General features: G+C 63.0%; 13 protein-coding genes. 6 read left to right on the top strand and 7 right to left on the bottom strand.

All coding sequences use genetic code 11. The features are described 5' to 3' along the window. Nucleotides 1-10: 10 nt before the first annotated feature. Nucleotides 11-1,143 (top strand): IS3 family transposase gene (locus NTZ43_14975; protein MCX5768521.1). Its coding sequence is split into 2 segments (ribosomal slippage): nt 11-272 and nt 272-1,143, totalling 1,134 coding nucleotides; the frame shifts between segments, so codons are not numbered across the junction. A 154-nt stretch (nt 1,144-1,297) separates the two neighbouring features. Here NTZ43_14975 and NTZ43_14980 read toward each other — a convergent pair. Further along, nucleotides 1,298-1,876, bottom strand: coding sequence for a Uma2 family endonuclease (locus tag NTZ43_14980; GenBank protein ID MCX5768522.1), 579 nt, complete (start codon nt 1,874-1,876; stop codon nt 1,298-1,300). A 182-nt stretch (nt 1,877-2,058) separates the two neighbouring features. On the opposite strand from NTZ43_14980, the gene NTZ43_14985 reads away from it, so the two are divergent. Genes NTZ43_14985 through NTZ43_14995 form a run of 3 tightly spaced genes read left to right on the top strand, consistent with a single transcriptional unit; the run spans nt 2,059 to nt 6,730 of the window. Next, entirely contained in the window at nt 2,059-3,882 is a 1,824-nt protein-coding gene (locus NTZ43_14985) for an FAD-dependent oxidoreductase (GenBank protein MCX5768523.1), read from the top strand. Beyond that, nucleotides 3,879-5,678: a 2-oxoacid:acceptor oxidoreductase subunit alpha gene (locus NTZ43_14990; protein MCX5768524.1), complete on the top strand. Its 1,800-nt coding sequence runs from the start codon at nt 3,879-3,881 to the stop codon at nt 5,676-5,678. The genes NTZ43_14985 and NTZ43_14990 overlap by 4 nt, the downstream gene beginning before the upstream one ends. After that, nucleotides 5,675-6,730 (top strand): 2-oxoacid:ferredoxin oxidoreductase subunit beta, encoded by a 1,056-nt coding sequence (locus NTZ43_14995; protein ID MCX5768525.1) that lies wholly within the window; start codon nt 5,675-5,677, stop codon nt 6,728-6,730. Before NTZ43_14990 ends, NTZ43_14995 begins: the two co-directional genes overlap by 4 nt. Before the next feature lie 33 nt (nt 6,731-6,763). Here NTZ43_14995 and NTZ43_15000 read toward each other — a convergent pair whose 3' ends face one another. The 4 genes from NTZ43_15000 to NTZ43_15015 form a co-directional block, all read right to left on the bottom strand. Beyond that, nucleotides 6,764-8,920, bottom strand: a complete 2,157-nt coding sequence (locus tag NTZ43_15000; GenBank protein ID MCX5768526.1) for a molybdopterin oxidoreductase family protein — start codon at nt 8,918-8,920, stop codon at nt 6,764-6,766. Nucleotides 8,921-8,925: 5 nt separating this feature from the next. Further along, the gene (locus NTZ43_15005) at nt 8,926-9,459 is read right to left on the bottom strand and encodes a hypothetical protein (protein ID MCX5768527.1); all 534 of its coding nucleotides are present in this window, start codon (nt 9,457-9,459) and stop codon (nt 8,926-8,928) included. Nucleotides 9,460-9,471: 12 nt separating this feature from the next. Then, complete coding sequence (locus NTZ43_15010; protein ID MCX5768528.1) at nt 9,472-10,047, bottom strand: hypothetical protein; 576 nt, start codon at nt 10,045-10,047, stop codon at nt 9,472-9,474. Between the two features lie 136 nt (nt 10,048-10,183). Further along, on the bottom strand, nt 10,184-10,726 hold the full coding sequence (locus tag NTZ43_15015) for a GNAT family N-acetyltransferase (GenBank protein MCX5768529.1): 543 nt from the start codon (nt 10,724-10,726) through the stop codon (nt 10,184-10,186). 63 nt (nt 10,727-10,789) lie between these two features. Between NTZ43_15015 and NTZ43_15020 the strand changes: the two genes are divergently transcribed. Together NTZ43_15020 and NTZ43_15025 are read left to right on the top strand one after the other, a co-directional pair. Beyond that, the gene (locus NTZ43_15020) at nt 10,790-11,962 is read left to right on the top strand and encodes an alanine--tRNA ligase-related protein (protein ID MCX5768530.1); all 1,173 of its coding nucleotides are present in this window, start codon (nt 10,790-10,792) and stop codon (nt 11,960-11,962) included. Nucleotides 11,963-11,996: 34 nt separating this feature from the next. Next, the gene (locus NTZ43_15025) at nt 11,997-12,671 is read left to right on the top strand and encodes a lysoplasmalogenase (protein MCX5768531.1); all 675 of its coding nucleotides are present in this window, start codon (nt 11,997-11,999) and stop codon (nt 12,669-12,671) included. Nucleotides 12,672-12,740: 69 nt separating this feature from the next. On the opposite strand, the gene NTZ43_15030 is transcribed toward NTZ43_15025, so the two are convergent. Beyond that, nucleotides 12,741-13,646, bottom strand: a complete 906-nt coding sequence (locus NTZ43_15030) for a cation diffusion facilitator family transporter (GenBank protein MCX5768532.1) — start codon at nt 13,644-13,646, stop codon at nt 12,741-12,743. Beyond that, nucleotides 13,643-15,265: an O-antigen ligase family protein gene (locus tag NTZ43_15035; protein MCX5768533.1), complete on the bottom strand. Its 1,623-nt coding sequence runs from the start codon at nt 15,263-15,265 to the stop codon at nt 13,643-13,645. Before NTZ43_15035 ends, NTZ43_15030 begins: the two co-directional genes overlap by 4 nt. Nucleotides 15,266-15,305: the final 40 nt, after the last annotated feature.

Genomic DNA, 15,305 nt, shown 5'->3' on the forward strand with positions numbered 1-15,305 from the left:
TGGAGGAGACATGCGCCGTTCCAAGTTCACCGAATCGCAGATCGTCGGAGCGTTGAAGGAAGTCGAGGGTGGGGTGCCGATTGCGGAGGTCATCCGGAAACACGGGATCAGCCGGGCGACCTTCTTCACCTGGAAGTCGAAGTACGGCGGCGCGACGGTCGCGGAACTCCGCCGCTTGAAGGAGCTGGAAGCGGAGAACGCCAAGCTGAAGCGGATGTACGCCGAGTTGGCGCTCGAGAACACCGCCATCAAAGACGTCCTCTCGCGCAAGCTGTAACGCCGCCCGCGAAGCGGCAGGTGATCGCGATCCTGGTGGCCGACCACGGGCTGTCCGTGCGCCGCGCGTGCCAGGTCGCGTCCCTCTCGCGGGCGGCATACTACCGACCGCCGCTGGATCGACTCGACCGCGATGCGCCCGTGATCGCGGCGCTGACCGCGCTCGTCGCCGAGATGCCCCAGTGGGGCTTCTGGCTCTGCTACGATGCGCTGCGCCTCGCGGGCCATCCGTGGAACTGGAAGCGCGTGTATCGCGTCTACTGCGCGCTCCGACTGAACTTGCCTCGCCGGACGAAGCGGCGGGTGCCGGCCCGCGTGCAGCAGCCGCTCGATGCGCCGGCGGTGCTCAACGGGATGTGGGCGCTCGATTTCATGTCGGACATGCTGTACAACGGCACACGCTTTCGCACGCTGAACGTGATGGACGAGGGGAACCGCGAGGCACTGGCGGTGGAGATCGCGCTGTCGATGCCGGCGGTGCGCGTCACCGCAGTGCTCGATCAGCTCGTCGCGATCCACGGCGCACCGACGGCCATGCGCTGCGACAACGGCCCCGAACTGATTTCTGCGGAACTCGCGCAGTGGTGTACGCGGCACGCCGTCCGGCTCCGGCACATCCAGCCGGGCAAACCCAACCAGAACGCGTACATCGAACGCTTCAACGGGAGCTATCGGAAGGAAGTCCTGGACGCGTATCTTTTCGGCTCGCTCGACGATGTCCGCGTCGAGACGGAGCGATGGCTCACGATCTACAATACGCGGCGCCCGCATCTCAGCCTCGGCCGGGTCCCGCCGCTCACCTTTCTGCCGAGGTCAACCCGGGCCGCCGAGTCTAGCTACGAACGGTCTCATGCACGGGTAAGCTGACGGCTGAACGCGGAGAAGATGGCGAAGTATCGGGAGGAGATGCGGAAGTTCTATTACGACCCCAAGAAGTACGGGTCGTATTTGGAGCAGCTGGGGATTCAGTATCCGAGCGTGAAGGTGCCATAGGCGCTATAGTGGCGCATAACTGGCTTTATTATGGCCTATAATCAGCGCCTGTTTCGTCAAATAGCGCCTTCCTGAACAGCGCTGGCAGGTCGATTGTCAGCGGCTCCTTGTCTTGGGAAGGTCGCCACGCAATCGACCCCGAACAGATTTCGGGCCGCTCGTCGCTGGGGAGCCACCGCTCCACCAACCGTGCCTCGGCATCGACGATCCAGAACTCACCGACTGGAGCGGACTGGTAGTAGTGCCGCTTGAGTCCGCGATCATTGCGGGCGGTGCCCGGCGAGAGGATCTCAATGACGAGCAGCGGTGATCTCACGCCTTCCCATCCACAACCCGTCTGGTTGGCAGGCACGACGAAGATATCTGGCTGAACGAGCGCGCCTGTCGTCAGGCGCAAATCGGCCGGCGAGGTGTACACATTGCCAAGACCGGCAGCGTCCACGTACGGGATCAACGCGGCCAAGAGGCGCGTGACCACCGACTGATGCGGTTCGCTCGGCGACGGCGTCAGGACATGCACCCCGTCGATGCACTCGTGCCGCTGCCCGTCCCAAGGCAATGCGAGCAGTTCTTCTGGCGTCCAATGATGCTCGGCAAGTAGCGGCATACCCATACGATACGCTCGGCTGGTAGAAAAAAGAAAGTGGCCACGCGCCAATCTGCGGTGCCCATTTTTCCTTGCCGCAACCATCCGATTTCCACCCCCGTCCGATTCCCGCGCTCCGCCCTTGCCGGGACCCCACTCCCTTAGGCACTATCCCAATACACGACTATATAAGAGGCTCAAGCTTGGCCCCGACCAACGTCAACGATCCCCACCACTACCACAAAGTGGTGGACTGCCAGTACGCGTGCCCGGCACATACCAACGTGCCAGGTTACCTCCGCCTCATCGCGCAGGGTCGGTACACCGACTCGTACCTGATGAACCGCGCGTCGAACGTGTTCCCGGGTATTCTCGGACGCACATGCGATCGCCCCTGCGAGCCGGCCTGCCGCCGCGGCCGCGTGGACGGCAAGCCGGTCGCCATCTGCCGCCTCAAGCGCGTGGCCGCCGATCTGCGGGACGACATCACCGATCAGCTCCCGACCGCGCCGGCCGTGAAGAACGGCAAGCGCGTGGCGCTTGTTGGCGCGGGGCCGAGCGCGCTCACCGTGGCCAACGACCTGCTGCCGCTTGGCTACGACGTCACTATCTACGAGAAGAACGCGCAGCCCGGCGGGCTGATGCGCGTGAACATTCCGAGTTTCCGTTTGCCGGCGAAAGTGCTCGACGACGAGTGCGGATACATCATCAACATGGGTGCCACCATGAAGTACGGCACCGAAGTCTCGTCGATGAAAGCGCTGCTCGCCGAGGGCTACGACGCCGTGTACGTCGGCAGCGGCGCGCCCAAGGGAAAGGAACTCGACATCGAAGGCCGCTGGGACGAGAGCGCCAAGCCGAACATCCATATCGGCATCGAGTGGCTGGCCAACGTGCACTTCGAACACGTGGAGAAGATTGGCAAGCGCGTGGTCATCATTGGCGTGGGCAACACCGCCATGGATTGCTGCCGCACCGCCAAGCGCGTCGGGGCCACCGATGTGAAGGTCATCGCGCGCCGCTCGCGCAAATATTTCAAAGCCTCGCCGTGGGAACTCGAGGACGCCGAGGAGGAACAGGTGGCGATTCTCGAGAACCATGCGCCCAAGCGGTTCGTCATCGAAAACGGCAAGCTCGTGGGCATGGAGTTCGAGCAGCTCGAGTGGTCCGAGGCTGCCGGCAAGCAGGTGAGCAAAGTCACCGGAACCGTGATCATTCCCTGCGACGATGTGATTCTCGCCATCGGTCAGGACAACGCCTTCCCGTGGATTGAGCGCGACCTCGGCCTCGAGTTCGACAAGTGGGAGATGCCGGTCGTCGACAAGGTTACGCACCAGAGCACGCGGTCTGACGTGTTCTTTGGCGGCGATGCCGCATGGGGACCGCAGAACATCATTTGGGCGGTGGAGCACGGGCACCAAGCGGCCATCTCCATTCACAATCATTGCGCTGCCGCGCCGGTCACCGAACGGCTCGAGTACGGCATGAACCTCGTGAGCGCCAAGCTCGGTATGCAGAGCTGGAGCTACCATAACGATTTCAATCCGAGTCCGCGGCAGAAGATGACGCACGAGGAGCTGGTGAAGCGCTTCTCGAGCGTGAACGTCGAAGTCGAACTCGGCTACACGCCGGAGCAAACGGCCCTCGAAGTGCAGCGCTGCCTCAACTGCGACGTCGAAACGCACTTTACCGACAAACTGTGCATTGAGTGCGATGCCTGCGTGGACGTCTGTCCGGTCAGCTGCCTGACGATTGCGGTTGTGGGCGACGAAGCCGACTTGCGCACGCGGCTCAGCGCGCCGGCGGCAAACATGACGCAGGACATCTTTGTGAGCGGTGCGTTGCCGCAAACCAAGCGCGTGATGGTGAAGGACGAAGACATCTGTCTGCACTGCGGGCTGTGCGCCGAACGCTGCCCGACGGCGGCGTGGGACATGCGCAAGTTCGAGCTGCTCGTGCCGTATGCGGGCGCAACTTTGGAATCGATCATTCCGGCGCATATTGCGGCGGCGGGAGCGGCACGATGAGCGGCATCAATGATTTTGCCTTCAAGATGGCGACCGTCAACGGCACGGGATCGGCCTCGGCCAACTCGCTGCTGATGCAGGCCATCTTCCGAATGGGGATTCCTGTTGCCGGCAAGAATATTTTTCCGTCGAACATTCAGGGGTTGCCCACATGGTATGAAGTGCGCGTGAGCGCCGCTGGCTACATGGCGCGCCCGCCAGAGGTAGACCTCATTGTCGCCCTGAACACGAACACGCTCGCCAAAGACATCAAGACGGTGCGCTCGGGCGGTTATGTGATGTACGACTCGTCGTGGCCAATCCCCGCCGAGCTCAAGCGCAGCGACATCACCTTCCTCGGCGTGCCGTTCGGCAACATGTGCGCCGAGGCGTTTGAGCGTGACCGCGACCGCACCCTGTTGCGCAACATTGTCTACACCGGCGCGCTGGGCGCGCTGCTCAATATTGATCGCGCGGTGATTTCGCAGATGCTCACCGAGAAGTTCGCCAAAAAGAAGAGCCTGCTCGACGCCAACGCCAAGGCCATCCAGATGGGATGGGATTACGCTACGGCGAACTTTGCCTGCCCGTTGCCCTTCCACCTTGAGGCGATGGACGAGACCAAGGACAAGGTCATCATCGACGGCAACACGGCCTGCGGCCTCGGTGCGGTGTTTGCGGGCGCGACCGTGGGTGCGTGGTATCCGATCACGCCGAGTACGTCGCTGATGGAGGCGTTCAAGGGATTCTGCGATAAGTATCGCATTGACAAAGCGACCGGCCTCAAAAAGTTCTGCATCGTACAGGCAGAAGATGAACTGTCGGCGGCCGGCATCACGATTGGTGCGGGTTGGGCGGGGGCGCGCGCATTTACGAACACGAGCGGCCCTGGTATTTCGTTGATGCAGGAATTCCTCGGACTCGCGTATTACACCGAGATTCCCGGTGTCTTCTTTGACGTGCAGCGCACGGGCCCGAGCACGGGCATGCCCACGCGCACGCAACAGGCCGACCTGATGATGCTCGCCTATGCGAGCCACGGTGACACGAAGCACCTGATTGTCTTTCCGGCAAACCCGTACGAATGCTTCACGCTCACCGTCGAAGCGTTTGATCTCGCCGAGCGGTTTCAGACTCCGGTGTTTGTGGCCAGCGATTTGGATATTGGCATGAATGACTGGATGGTGCCGCGTTTTCAGTGGGACGAAAATTATGTAGCCGACCGCGGCAAGGTGCTGACCGACGAGCAGCTCGCCGCGCTGCCGAAGTTTTCGCGCTACCTCGACGTGGATGGCGACGGCATCGCCGCACGCACGCTGCCGGGGAGCGACGCCAAGGGGGCGTACTTTGTGCGCGGCAGCGGGCACGACCGTCACGCCGCGTATACCGAAGACAGTGACGCCTACAAAGACGTTCTCGATCGCATTCGTCGGAAAATCGACAATGCGGCGAAGGCGGTGCCCGCGCCGGTGGTCATTACGAATCCCGGTGCGGAGATTGGGTTGATTACGATTGGTAGCTGCGACGCCGCCGTGCGCGAAGCGATGGATCGGCTCAAGGAGCAGGGCTTTCACGTGGACTTCATGCGCATTCGCGGCTTCCCCTTTGATACGCCGGTGCGTGATTTCATTGCCGAACACGAGGTGAACTTCGTGATTGAGCAAAACCGTGATGCCCAGTTGCGCAGCTTGCTCACCATTGAACTCGGTGTGCCACGCGACGCGATGGTGGCAGTGCTCGACTACGCCGGCATGCCGTTGACGGCCAAGATTGTGGTGGATGCGGTGACAGCCCACTTTGCAGGAGCGGAAGCATGACCAGCATCTCGAAGCCACAGGTTCGGCACCCCGGCCTGCCCAAGAACGCCCTCGGCTTTACACGGCGCGACTACGAAGGCGCGATGAGTACGCTGTGCGCTGGTTGCGGGCACGACTCGGTGACCGCCGCGCTCATTCAGGCGTTCTGGGAACTCGATCTGCCGCCCAACCGCGCCGCCAAGATGAGCGGCATCGGCTGTTCGTCCAAGACGACGGCGTACTTCATGAAGCAGTCGCATGGTTTCAACTCCGTTCACGGACGTATGCCGTCGGTGACGTCGGGAGCGTCGGCCGCGAATCGTGGGCTGACGTACATCGGCATTTCCGGCGATGGCGATTCGCTGTCGATTGGCATGGGGCAGTTGTGCCACGCCATTCGTCGTAATGTGCGGATGTTGTATGTGATCGAGAACAATGGTGTGTATGGACTCACCAAGGGACAGTTCTCGGCGAGCGCCGACATTGGTTCCACGAGCAAAAAGGGTGAGGCAAACGTGCAGCCGCCGATCGATCCGGCGCTCTTGGCGCTCTCGCTCGGCGCGACCTTTGTGGCGCGTTCGTTCAGTGGTGACAAGGCGCAACTCGTGCCGATTCTCAAGGCCGGGTTGATGCACGACGGCTTTGCGCTCATTGACGTGATCTCGCCGTGCGTGAGCTTCAACGATCATGAAGGCTCCACCAAGAGTTATCGCTTTACGCGCGAGCACGAGGTGGAAATGACCGAGGTTGATTTCGTACCAATTCGACACGAAATCACGACCGCCGATTCCGATGCGGCCGTCACGGCCGTACAGATGCACGACGGCACGGTCATGCGCTTCCGGAAGACGGAAGAGGGGTACGATCCCAACGACCGCGAGAAGGCGTACGCGCACGTGCGCGAATGTCAGCTGGCGGGCGAGGTGGCGACGGGGCTGCTCTTCATTCAGCGCGGTGGTGCGGACATGCACGCGGTGGCACGCACCGTGGAGCGGCCACTGGTAGAGCTGCCGTACGCGGAGCTGTGCCCGGGTAAGGGCGCGCTCGATACCCTGATGGATTCGTATCGCTGAGCGCTGCGTGTTCCGTTGCGCGAACGCCGTCCGCTACGAGGTAGCGGACGGCGTTTGTGTTCCCGGCCGGACCTCGACGGGCACCCCGCAGAACGCGGCGTTGCCGCTGAGCGTGTCCACGCGCTGATCGTCGGTGATGTCGTTGAGGCTCGCGCCGCCGTGAGCGACTGCCACGCGGAGTTGGACGCCCTCGCGCGCGTGCCCCCAGCCGTGCGGCAGACACACGACGCCTGGCATCATGGCGTCGGTGATTTCGAGTTCGACTTCGATCTCACCCGTCCTTGAGCGAACGGCAACGAAGGCGCCGTCAGTGAGGGCGCGCTGCGAGGCGTCTGCGGGGTGCATGAACAAAGTGCAACGGCGCTTACCGCGTACCAGCCGTTCACTGTTGTGCATCCATGAATTATTGGAGCGCAGTTCACGACGGCCGATCATCACAAGCCCGCGCTCAATCGGCGCGGCGGCAGCGATGGCAGCGTCGAGGCGGGGAAGATCCGCCGTCAACGCTGATGGCGTCAGGTTGATGCGGGCATTCGCCGAGCGCAGCCCCGCGGGGAACATGGGCACGAGCGGCCCGAGATCCACGCCATGTGGGTTTTGTTCCAGCATGCGCACCGAGAGTTTTTCCTCGGTGTAGGGTCCGCGCTTGAGTTCACGGTTGAGCAGTCCGCGTACGCCGATGCGCGATACGATTGCATGTTCGATGCGCGCGCGCAGTTTCTTGCCAAACGATCCACCCGTCATGCGGGTGGCCAGTTCGGAGAGAATCTGCCAGTCGTGCTTCGTCCCACTGGGCTTCGGAAAGAGGGCAGCCGAGTATTTGGCGGTGTTGCGAATGGCAAAGGCGTGAAACACCACATCGTACTGTTCGCGCTCCAGCGGGCCTACGGGCGGGAGAATCACGTGCGCGTGGCGCGTGGTCTCGTTGATGTAGAAGTCGATGGCCGCGTAAAACTGCAATCCTGCCATCGCGCGATCTAACCGAGCGCCGTTGGGCGTGGAGAGCACGGGATTGCCAGCGTGCGTGATGAGCGCGCGAATTTGACCAGAGCCTGCGGTGTCCATTTCCTCGGCCAATGCGGCCACGGGCAACTCGCCGGCGAACTCTGGCAATCCGCGCACGCGGCTTTTCCATCGACCAAAGCGGCCTGAGCCGCCGTACGTGCTCCCCGACTCCACCACGCGCACGGCTGGACGCGTGAACATGGCGCCGCCCGGAACGTCGAGGTGCCCCGTTACCATATTGAGTACGGTAATCAGCCAACAACAGAGCGCACCGAACTCCTGCGTGGACACCCCAATCCGACCGTAGGCGACCGCTTGGTCGGTTGTGGCAAAGTCGCGCGCGATGGTACGAATGACCTCGGCGGACATTCCTGTGAATGTCGCCACATGCTCGGGCGAATACCGTGCGGCTATGGTTCGGACATCCGCGAGTCCATCGGTGAAATCGCCGGTCGAGCCCGGACGCTCGAGCCCTTCGGCGAAAATCACATGCAGCAGCGCCAGTGCCAGCGCGGCATCAGCGCCAGGACGAATAAAGTGATGCGCGCTGGCCAGCTCTGCCGTTTCGGTGCGCCGCGGGTCGATCACGACTACGCGACCGCCGCGTGCGTGAATGTCTTTTAGCCGCTTTGCCACGTCCGGAGCGGTCATCAGACTGCCATTGGATGCGACCGGATTCGCGCCGATCACCAGCAGATACTGCGTGCGATCCAGATCGGGAATGGGTAGGAGTAGCGGATGACCGAACATCCACATCGCGGCGAGGTGATGCGGTAGTTGATCAACGGAGGTGGCGGAATACCGATTCTTGGTGCGCAGTGATTTCAAGAAACGTGGCACGAACATCGACGCGCCGAGGGAGTGCACTGTCGGATTGCCGACGTACGACGCGACCGCGTCGTGCCCATGATCGCGCTGCACTTTCTTGAGGCCGCGCTCCACCAACGCCAATGCTTCGCGCCACGAAATGCGCTGCCATCCGTTGGCGGTTCGCTTGACAGGATAGCGCAGGCGGTCGGGATCGTCATGCAGGTCCTGCAGCGCCACGGCCTTCGGGCAAATGTGCCCGCGGCTGAACGCGTCGAGACTATCCCCACGAATGGCGGTGATGCGTCCCTGATTGGTTTCGATGGCGATACCGCACATCGCCTCGCAAAGATTGCAGGTACGAAAGTGTTCGGGCACGTTGGTCAGCTACCGGTCTGCTTACGAATGAAGTCCACCATCACCGCTTCGAGTCGGCCGGAACTGGCACATCCAATCGCTGGTTTCGATTGACCGATCGCGTCTTCTGCTGACGCGGCCATTCCTAATCGCAGTACCGTCCCTCCGGATTTCCCGGGATCGACGATAGCGATGATGGCAATGGTCAACCGCATTTCGTCAGCGTTCTGCCCGGTCATACCGGCGCCACAGTTCAGCCACTTTGAGGCTGGGGCGTTGGCAAAGTTGCGCATTTTGCGGTAGGACGCATTGCCCGCGATGCCGCGCACGGAATCACGCACCGTCATCGGAATACTCACGCCCTTGAATGCGGCATCGAGCGCGGCGAAGACTTTTCCGGGCGGGGCGTTCAGTTCAAACGGAATCGCCAGTGTATCCATGGTGATCGGCCCAGCAAAGCCGAGCAACGCAACCTGTGCACGATACGCTTGTGCGTGCGCTACGCGGGCAGTTCCCATCACCACACACGCTGCGAGGATCGAACGAAGGACAAGGCGCACGCGATCTCCGGGTTATTTGGACAACCGCTTGGCGGCCGTCTGCTGAAGGACTTCTTCCATCCGGCCACTGCTGCCGCACTGGATACGATTGCTCCCGCCAGGTTCCTGACCGGATGCCACAAGTCCAATGCGCACCTTGGTGTGCGAGGCATCGATTGGGTCGATCAGCACAAGTAGCACCACCGTCAGGCGATACGACTCTGCATTTGGTGCTCCGGTTGGCCCCTGACCGCAATCCAGAATGCGCGACAGGCGAAGTCCGCCAAGTGAGCCACTGGGCAAAATGCGCATACTGCCAATCAACCCAGCAACGGAGTCTCTGGTATCCACCGGAATCTTGAGGTCGTCGAGCGCGCCCGCGATGGCCGTAAAGGCTTTACCCGATGGGGCGTCTAGCGAGAGATCGATCACGACATCTTCGATAGGAAACGGTGCCCGCCAGCCTGGCAGCGAGATGCGGGCTCGTGTTTCTTGCGCCAGCGCGGCCGACGCCGCGAGGGTCAGCGCGGCGATGACCAACATGCTGCGCCACACGCGGCTTGGGGCGTGCGCACGGTATGAAGGCAGCTCGACGGCACGTTGTGTCATACGGCGAATCCTGTTCGCTGGGTGAGGAAGCCGGGCCGGCCCTCGGCGCGAGTTCCTCATACAATGTGGTGCGTCACAGCGACGAATGCGAGATTCTCCTCAACTCGCAACGGTGGAGCGTCTCCGAGCTCCCGAATCAGGCCTCGCCCCACACTCCAGGCGGCGTGAGCGGAATCTCTCGGCGCTGCACGTCCTGTTTGTACTCACAAAATCCGCGAGCTTCATAATTGGCCAGTGCGGCCGGGTGATCGAGATCGCAGGTGTTCAGGAGCACGCGTCGCGCGCCCATGGCCCACGCCCGTGCCACTGTCTCGCTGAGCATATGTGCGCCGAGACCCTGCCCAATGAAGGCATCGAGCAGCCCGAAGTACTGGATCTCGACACTTCCGTCGTCGTGCGGCGCGAGCTCGGCGTATCCGGCGGGGACACCGTCCACCGAGAGTACCCAAGTTTCCATCCCCGGCTGCTCGAGGTACGCCATCCACTGCGCGCGCGTCCACGGGAGCCGGTCCATCCAGAACCAGCGATGGCCGACCGTGGCATAAAAGAAGCGGTTCAGCTCCGGCATTGGCGCGCCCACGCGCGCAAAGGTCACACCCGCGCGGACGCTCGGTTTGGCCATAAAGTCGGCGGGTGAGTCGAGCGACAGGTAGCGGATGGTGACGTCGCGGAGCGGCATATGGCGAAAAATAACGAATCGCGGGGCTTGCGAGCATCCTGCCGCGGATTCTTCGTACACCATATGACATCACACCCCGATCGCCTCTATTACACCGACGCCTACCTCCGAGAGTTTGCTTCGGACGTGCTGGCGGTGGACGGTACCCGCGTCACGCTCGCCGCGACCGCCTTTTATCCGACCTCAGGCGGGCAGCCGTTCGATACGGGCACCCTCAACGGCGCGCGCGTGGTCGATGTGATCGACGAAGACGACCGCATTGTGCACGTGCTCGACCGTGCGCCCAGCTTCGCGGTTGGGGACACCGTAAAAGGCACTATCGACTGGCCACGGCGTTGGGATCACATGCAGCAGCACACCGGACAACATTTGCTCTCGGCGGTATTCGCCGATCTGTTTGGGCACAAAACACTCAGTGTGCATTTCGGCGACGAATCGGCGACCCTCGACCTCGACACCGACATGCTGAGCGCCGACGCGGCGCGGCGCGCGGAACGACGCGCAAACGAAATCGTACTTGAAGGGCGATTGGTAACTGTGTCGTTCGAGGATGCCCGTACGGCCATTGGGCTGCGCAAACCAAGTGACCGCGACGGTGACCTGCGGGTGGTTGGCATTGATGGCGTGGATCGGAGCGCGTGCGGCGGAACGCACGTGCGTTCAACGGCGGAGATTGGACCCATCACGTTGCGGCGGATTGAGAAGACCAAAAAGGCTGTGCGCGTAGAGTTCCGCTGCGGGTGGCGTGCACTCGATCGTGCGCGCGCCGACTTCGCTGTGTTGCAGGAGATGGCAGCGCAGCTGACGGCGGGGATTGATGAACTGCCGGCGCTCGTGACCATGCGCATTGAATCAGAGCGGTCGGCGGATGCTGAGCGTCGGAAACTCGCGGAGCAACTCGCGGTCTTTCAGTTGCGTGAACTGCGTGCCGCGACCGCACCGTCGGCAGACGGAACCGTGCGCATCGTAGAGACGGCCGCGACGATGGACGCGCTCCGCCTGCGGGCGCAGGCGGCGTCGCTCGAATCGCGTACGTTGTATTTCGGCTCCGCCGGTGCTCCGCCCGCTGTGGTGTTTGCGGCGAGCGAAGACAGCGGCGTGAATGCTGGCGCCGTACTCAAGTCGGCGTTGACGGCCGCTGGCGGCCGCGGCGGTGGCTCGCCGCGAGTGGCGCAGGGCACGGTCGCGGATCCCGCAGCACTCGAAGCAGTGCGACGTGATGTGATCGGCGGCTGATACACACTCGGCCTAAGCGCGTTAGCTTTTGCAGATGCCATCCAAACGCCAACTTCTCACGGCCATCGTCGTGGCGCTGGTCGGGGCCGGACTGATCGCCGTAGAGAGCGCCGGCCTCCGCACCGCGGTGTATGTGCTCAAGCCCCTCGCGACCTTGCTGGTGCTTGGCATGGTCCTTACCTCACGGCCTCTCCCGTCACGGCAGTATCAGCTGCTCATCGCGGGCGGTATGGTGTGGTCGATCGCGGGCGACGTATTCCTGATGTGGCCTGCGTCGCTCTTTGCGCAGGGACTCGGCTGCTTTTTGGTCGCGCACTTCTTCTACATTGGCGCCTTTGCCACGCACGGCGCAGGACGCACCGCGGGGATCAAACCGCTTCTCCCGTTTGCGCTCATTGCCGGCACGATGCTCGCCATTCTCTGGCCCGGCCTTGGCGCGTTGCGCATTCCCGTGGCGGCGTACGTTGGCGTGATATCCACGATGGCTTGGCAGGCGTGGGGGCGTGCGCTCAACCTGCGTTCCGCCGCCGCGTGGCGTGGGGCGATTGGTGCGTTCTGTTTTCTCGTGTCGGATTCGGCCATCGCGCTCAATCGTTTTCACGCGCCGATTGGCGACGCGTTTACCTCGCGGCTCATTATCACGAGCACCTATCTCGTGGCGCAGTGGATGATTGCGAGCACGGTTGGCGAGGACGAATCCGCCGGGTAGTTCGCGGGTAGTTCGCAATACGGCTGGCTTCAGTTTCGCACGGCTGTCACGCCGCCGCGTGCGCGCCGCTCACTTTGTGGGCGGCGCGTGCTGCTCGTAGGGCTCAAGGTGCACCAACACCGATTCGACTTGCGGAACCGCCTTGCGGATGGCGCTCTTCACTTTTCCGCCCACCACGTGCGCGTCACGTATCGGAAGCGTGGGGTCGGTCTGCACGTGCAGAATGACGCGATATGTCAGTCCGGTTTTCCGTACCGCGAGCTTTTCCGTGGCGAGCACCCCTTCCACACTCTCGGCTGCCTTGCGCACGGGTTCCACCACGTCCTGCCCCGGCATGCGATCCATCAGATCGTTGAGCGCCGGACGTAGCATCGACGCGCCGTTGAAGGCAATGATGGCCGAGGCGAGCAACGCCGCCCAGTCATCGGCCGACTCCCATCCCTTGCCACCAACCAGCGCAATGCTGATGCCAATGAACGCCGCCGCCGAAGTGAGGACGTCGCTCATATGATGCCACGCATCCGCCTGCACGGCGGCGCTGCCAATTTCCGATCCCACCGTCTTCACGCGACGTGACAGGATCCATTTGATGATCATGACCGCCACCAGCACGCCGAGGGTCCAAGCGGCCGGCGTGTGATGTGGTGTGCGAATTTCAAGAATCGACTCAATTCCAATACCGAGGGCCGCGCCTAACAGCATCAGCGCAACCACAGCCGCGGCAAGTGCTTCGGCTTTGCCGTACCCAAACGGAAACTCTTCGTCGGGGGCTTTTCCCGCCATTCGCAGCCCGCCCCACACAATGAGCGACGAAAAAATGTCGGCGGTGGATTCCACTGCATCTGCCACGAGCGCATACGCATTGCCGACGAGTCCAGCGACCAACTTTGTGACCGCCAGCACCACATTGATCAACATGCCGATCTGCGCCGAGCGAATGCCGCGCTGCACATCGGTGTGGAGAGAATCGCTCATGGTTTTCCTGGACATGCCGCAAGAACGCGCTTTGGCGCCGGCGCCTGAGGGAACAACGCGCGCGCCGCGAGCGCCTGTGCGCGGGCGTCGGCGCACTTGCCACGCGCCAGTTGAGTTTCGGCCGCGCGCACACGAATGCGAAAGTTGCCCGGGTCTCGTGCGGTGGCGCTTTCAAGCGCTGTCACCGTACCGAGGCCGTACAGTCGCATCGCTTCGACGCGGCCCGCCGAGGTGATAATGGCAACAGACTGCGCCGCGAGCAGTAAGAGCGGCAACATCACCCGCGAGGGAGGGGCGAAGGTGAACGTGCCTTCGTCCTTGCCGGCCGGCAACAAGGCGCCCGTTGCCGCCATTACGAGAATCAGTGGCATCGGCAACAAGAGGACGGCGTCGAATGCCCCCTCGACCACCGCCACAAACACCGTCACCACGCCAGCGAGTGCCGCGAGCCGCGCCGCGCTGGAACGCGTGGCGTCGTAGCGCGCGCGTACGCCGGCACTGAGGACCGTAAAAAAGAATGCGATGAGCGCCAACGCTGCAATCGGACCTCGCTCGGAGACCGCCGCCACCCAATCGCTGCTCGGCCACGGATTGGCCGCCATGCCGGTGGCTTCCGCAATCGAGGGATCATCGCTTGGCGCATACGCCGGATACTGCACCGCCCAGTTGCCGGGCCCCACGCCGAACGCCGCGTGCGACGCGGTCATCTTGAGCGAGTTCACATACTGTTTGAGTCGCCCGCGACCACTTCCCTCTTTGTAGTTGACGACCCCTTTGACCGACTCGAGATACGGGTTGTCGCTTTTCCAGTCGAGGGCATTCGGAATGGTGAGCGCAAGGACGACACCCGCGAAGAGCGACGCGAGGACCACCAGCACACGACGTCGCTGCGCGGGTTCGAGCAGTGCGGGCCCTCGCACCACGAGGGCGAGCGCCATCACACCACCGATCATCAGGGCAAGCCACGCCGCGCGTGTGCGGGACAGCACCAACGCCGCAGCACACGCGAGCAGGCCGATGGTCGTCAACACGGTTCCGGTGCGTCGTCGTGCCGCGAGTGCACCCCACACAAGGAGTGGCACGCCGGCGGCGGCGAGATGCGCCATAAAGTTGCGATTGCCGAAGGTGCCGCCCGGCGCTCGCGACAACGTGGCAAAATCAAAGCGCGCGCCGTATGCCTGTGCCAGCGCCGTGCCCGCGCCAATGACAACGACCGCTGCCAAGCCCGCGCTGAGAATTCCCGCGAGCCCGGCCACTGCCAAGCGGCGCGCACTCCAATAGATGATGGCGCCACTCACACTCAGGGTGATGGCGCGAAAGGCCGCCCAGTGGTTGGTGGCGAACAACCCCGACGCCAGCGACAGCACGAGCCAGGCCCCAAGCAGGAAGTCCGCACGACCCAACCGCACGCCGCGAGCGTGTGCGAGAGTCGCCGTACCAGTGACCGCGGCCGCGACGTGCACCGCGAGCTCCTTGGGCGCGAGAAAGCGGTCGAGGTCGAAGCTCCGGTACGGTAGCACCAAGAGCACGGCGGCCAGCGCCCCCACGACGATTGCCACAAGGGCAATCCAGTCGGTGATGGAGCGATCGGTGGGGGGCGCGGCGCTAGTGGGGGTCACGGGACTGAAAGGTCGCCCGTCGCGTTGCCGCTGGCAATCA

The sequence above is a fragment of the Gemmatimonadota bacterium genome, assembly GCA_026387915.1.
GTDB lineage: Bacteria > Gemmatimonadota > Gemmatimonadetes > Gemmatimonadales > Gemmatimonadaceae > Fen-1231.